Genomic DNA, 2,869 nt, shown 5'->3' with positions numbered 1-2,869 from the left:
CATTTATTTCATTTTCTCGTTTAAGTTTATGCTGAAAAAAACTTTAAACTGCAGTATTTTTTCAATTCTTTTTTTCACATGAATTGAAAGTTTGTATTAGCACAAAATAAATGATAAAAGGAGTGATTCAAATGAGTAAAGGTAAAAAGAAAAAGAACAAGAGTAAAGAGGAATTAAACGCGATGAAAGATGACAAAAAATATCCGCAGAATCGTCCACCGAGATAAATGAAATTTCATTCATTGAGGGAACTTTTATTCCCTCAATGAATGTTAATTCATACGTGCACTCAACCAATTCTTATATTCTTACCGAGCCTTTCCAAGGTCCCTAATATACTCAGCGCTGCCAAATAACTCGTTTTCGGATTGGATGGTAGTGGCTTGTTATGAATAGTAAAAGTTGCCTCCCCAAAGTCCCCGGCCATTTCGATCTGGTGGATATTTTTATCAATATGTGGATCCGCAATAATGCGCACCATCGTCTGCTCTATTCCTAAACCGGCAAGGGAGAGAACAATCGAGACATTGATATTTTTAGGAAATTGTTTGATTGCATCTGCTGCTTGCCCTTCAAAGACTGTCTTTTCTTCTGTTATGACCTCATCTATTAGGGAATGGGCTGGCTTTCTTGTCGTTAGCGAAACATTCTTCACCGTTCCCAGAGCGCTAGCATTTTGCAGTAAATCAAGACCGCCGATTGCACCAGATGGTAAGTGGATGACATGATTATGCTTACTCGCAAGCTTGGTAAGTTCGGTTAAGAGTGCTTCATCAACAAGTGCGCCAATACTGATTAAGACAGCATCCTTCTTTCGTATCGTTGCTGGGATCAGATTTCGTACAGCCTCCACGTTCGCCGCTTCCACAACTAGATCAATGCCCGATTCCAAGAAAGTATCAAAATCGGTATAAAGCTTCACGTCAAATTCGGCTTCCAATCTCTGATGCTTTTCTCTGTCTCGCACGTAAACACTCGTTATTCTGTGCTCCTCATGACTAGCATGATTGATTTCTTTTAATAAAAAGTTCGCAATGGCCCCGGCACCAATTAAACCGATATTCATGGAGCTCCTCCTTTAATGGGATACGATAATTTCTGTCACTGACATTCTTTTTTATCTGGGACAGTTGCTCTGACCCCCTGTCCCACCTACATTTCATTGTGGCGGATCGTTTCAATCAGACGCGGAGCAATCCTCGAAACCCGCGAGATCCATAATAAGAATCTGCTCCATTATGGTAAACAAACACTTGACCATACCGGTAATCACAAAATATCGCCCCACCACGTTCACGAATCGATGCTGGGGTCTTCACCCAACTTGATGTTTTCTGATCAACTGCCTCAAGCTCTTGTAATTGGCGGTATTGCTCTTCAGTTAATAACTCAATGCCCATCTCTTCTGCCATGTCCATAACACTCGTTTTTGGTGGGTACTTTTTCCGGGATTCCAGTGCCTCGCGATCATAACAAACACTCCTGCGACCTTTAGGGCTTTCTTTCGAGAAATCGCAGAAAATAAACTCCTCTGTAGTCTCATCGTACCCCATGACATCCGGCTCTCCCCCTGTCGCTTCCATTTGCTCTAGGGATTTTAATTTTTCAGGTAGCTTCTGCAACTTTGCAGCTATTTCTTCCCAATCTAAATTCTCGTGTCGATGCATATTCGCTTTAAAACGTTCTTCCAATGTATGGAGAAGCTGTTCTTTTTCGTTGTTCATCATGTTCATACTCCTTTCGCTCATCCTTCTTTATAAAACATTATATCCGACTAGAAACTGATTTGATAGACTTTTCCCCTATTCTGTCGTTAAGATAGTAGTAATTGCTTTTGATTAAAGGAGGTTCCCTAGCATGGGATGGATATATGTTTTATTCGCTGCAATTATTGAAGTAGTATGGGTGCTTGGTTTAAAGTACTCGGATAACTTCTGGATGTGGACAGGGACAGTGATTGCAATTATTTTTAGCTTTTACTTTGTGATCAAAGCGTGTGAAGTGCTACCGTCAGGTTCGGTCTACGCCACCTTTACAGGTTCCGGGGCTGCCGCGATTGCAATCATTGACTTCTCCTTTCTGGGAGAGGCATTTACACTAGGAAAAGGTTTCTTTATTTTACTCATCATCATTGGTGTTGTCGGTATTCAATTAACGACAGATGAAAAGGATCGATCCGATGATTCGCTTGCAGCAAAGGAAGGTGACGTGTAAAATGGCTTGGTTTTATTTATTTCTTGCAAGCTTCGGTGAAATCTTCGGAGTGGCAAGTATTAATATGTATTTAAAAAAGAGAGCATGGAGTTGGCTCCTCGTATTAGTTGTGTGCTTTTCCCTTGGCTTTTATTTCCTCGGACTTGCCATGCGTGACATTCCACTCGGAACAGCCTATGCGATTTGGACGGGACTTGGGGCAACAGGTGCAGTAATCATGGGGGTTACGTTTTTTAAAGAAGCGATGAATTTAAAGCGGGTTCTTTTTCTACTATGCATTATTAGTGGCGCTGTCGGTTTAAGGTTGGTTTCTTAAATGGTAGGAACAAAGAGCTTCTCAACTTAATAAGCTATATTGGGTAATTATCACGAGAATAGGAGTTGGGAGCTTATGAAGAAGAAATGGCTAAAAAGCTTAAAAACAAACACGCCCCAGGAAGGGTTCGAATTAGCAATCTTACTGGCCCAAAAAGGGATTGAATATACCCAGCCATCTGAAAGCATCCGAAAAAAGATACGTCCAAAGTATTCAAGAAATCCAGATAATCTTATCGCCGCTTCCGAGGTGATTGCGATTCATTATCAAACGGTTGCCGCTGCGAATGACTACTGGAAATCAAGTACAAAGGTACATTTTTAGAGGGTTATTTATTTT

Annotated in this window: 5 protein-coding genes; 3 read left to right on the top strand and 2 right to left on the bottom strand. The window is 41.0% G+C overall.

Features of this window, described 5'->3' with window-relative positions:
• Positions 1-289: 289 nt before the first annotated feature.
• Both nadX and SPD53_RS19595 read right to left on the bottom strand, forming a co-directional pair.
• The gene (gene nadX / locus SPD53_RS19600; RefSeq protein WP_336253556.1) at positions 290-1,066 is read right to left on the bottom strand and encodes an aspartate dehydrogenase; all 777 of its coding nucleotides are present in this window, start codon (positions 1,064-1,066) and stop codon (positions 290-292) included.
• Positions 1,067-1,181: 115 nt separating this feature from the next.
• The gene (locus tag SPD53_RS19595; protein WP_336253555.1) at positions 1,182-1,748 is read right to left on the bottom strand and encodes a DUF4256 domain-containing protein; all 567 of its coding nucleotides are present in this window, start codon (positions 1,746-1,748) and stop codon (positions 1,182-1,184) included.
• A gap of 109 nt (positions 1,749-1,857) precedes the next feature.
• On the opposite strand from SPD53_RS19595, the gene SPD53_RS19590 reads away from it, so the two are divergent.
• From SPD53_RS19590 to SPD53_RS19580, 3 genes are all read left to right on the top strand, one after another.
• Positions 1,858-2,214, top strand: coding sequence for a DMT family transporter (locus SPD53_RS19590; protein WP_156857207.1), 357 nt, complete (start codon positions 1,858-1,860; stop codon positions 2,212-2,214).
• A gap of 1 nt (position 2,215) precedes the next feature.
• Complete coding sequence (locus SPD53_RS19585; RefSeq protein WP_188859014.1) at positions 2,216-2,530, top strand: DMT family transporter; 315 nt, start codon at positions 2,216-2,218, stop codon at positions 2,528-2,530.
• A 75-nt stretch (positions 2,531-2,605) separates the two neighbouring features.
• A complete protein-coding gene (locus tag SPD53_RS19580; RefSeq protein WP_156857205.1) occupies positions 2,606-2,854 on the top strand; it encodes a hexameric tyrosine-coordinated heme protein in 249 nt (82 codons plus the stop codon).
• Positions 2,855-2,869 lie beyond the last annotated feature (15 nt).

The organism is Oceanobacillus sp. MO10714A, assembly GCF_037072045.1.
In the GTDB taxonomy this organism is placed as follows: domain Bacteria; phylum Bacillota; class Bacilli; order Bacillales; family Amphibacillaceae; genus Oceanobacillus; species Oceanobacillus indicireducens.
Note: the sequence above shows the minus strand (reverse complement) of the source record. Positions and strands in the feature narration are given on the sequence as shown.

What these genes read in the sequence shown, in the direction of transcription:
- nadX (WP_336253556.1), bottom strand. Translation starts at nt 1,066, where the DNA reads ATGAATATCGGTTTAATTGGTGCCGGGGCCATTGCGAACTTTTTATTA.
- SPD53_RS19595 (WP_336253555.1), bottom strand. Translation starts at nt 1,748, where the DNA reads ATGAGCGAAAGGAGTATGAACATGATGAACAACGAAAAAGAACAGCTT.
- SPD53_RS19590 (WP_156857207.1), top strand. Translation starts at nt 1,858, where the DNA reads ATGGGATGGATATATGTTTTATTCGCTGCAATTATTGAAGTAGTATGG.
- SPD53_RS19585 (WP_188859014.1), top strand. Translation starts at nt 2,216, where the DNA reads ATGGCTTGGTTTTATTTATTTCTTGCAAGCTTCGGTGAAATCTTCGGA.
- SPD53_RS19580 (WP_156857205.1), top strand. Translation starts at nt 2,606, where the DNA reads ATGAAGAAGAAATGGCTAAAAAGCTTAAAAACAAACACGCCCCAGGAA.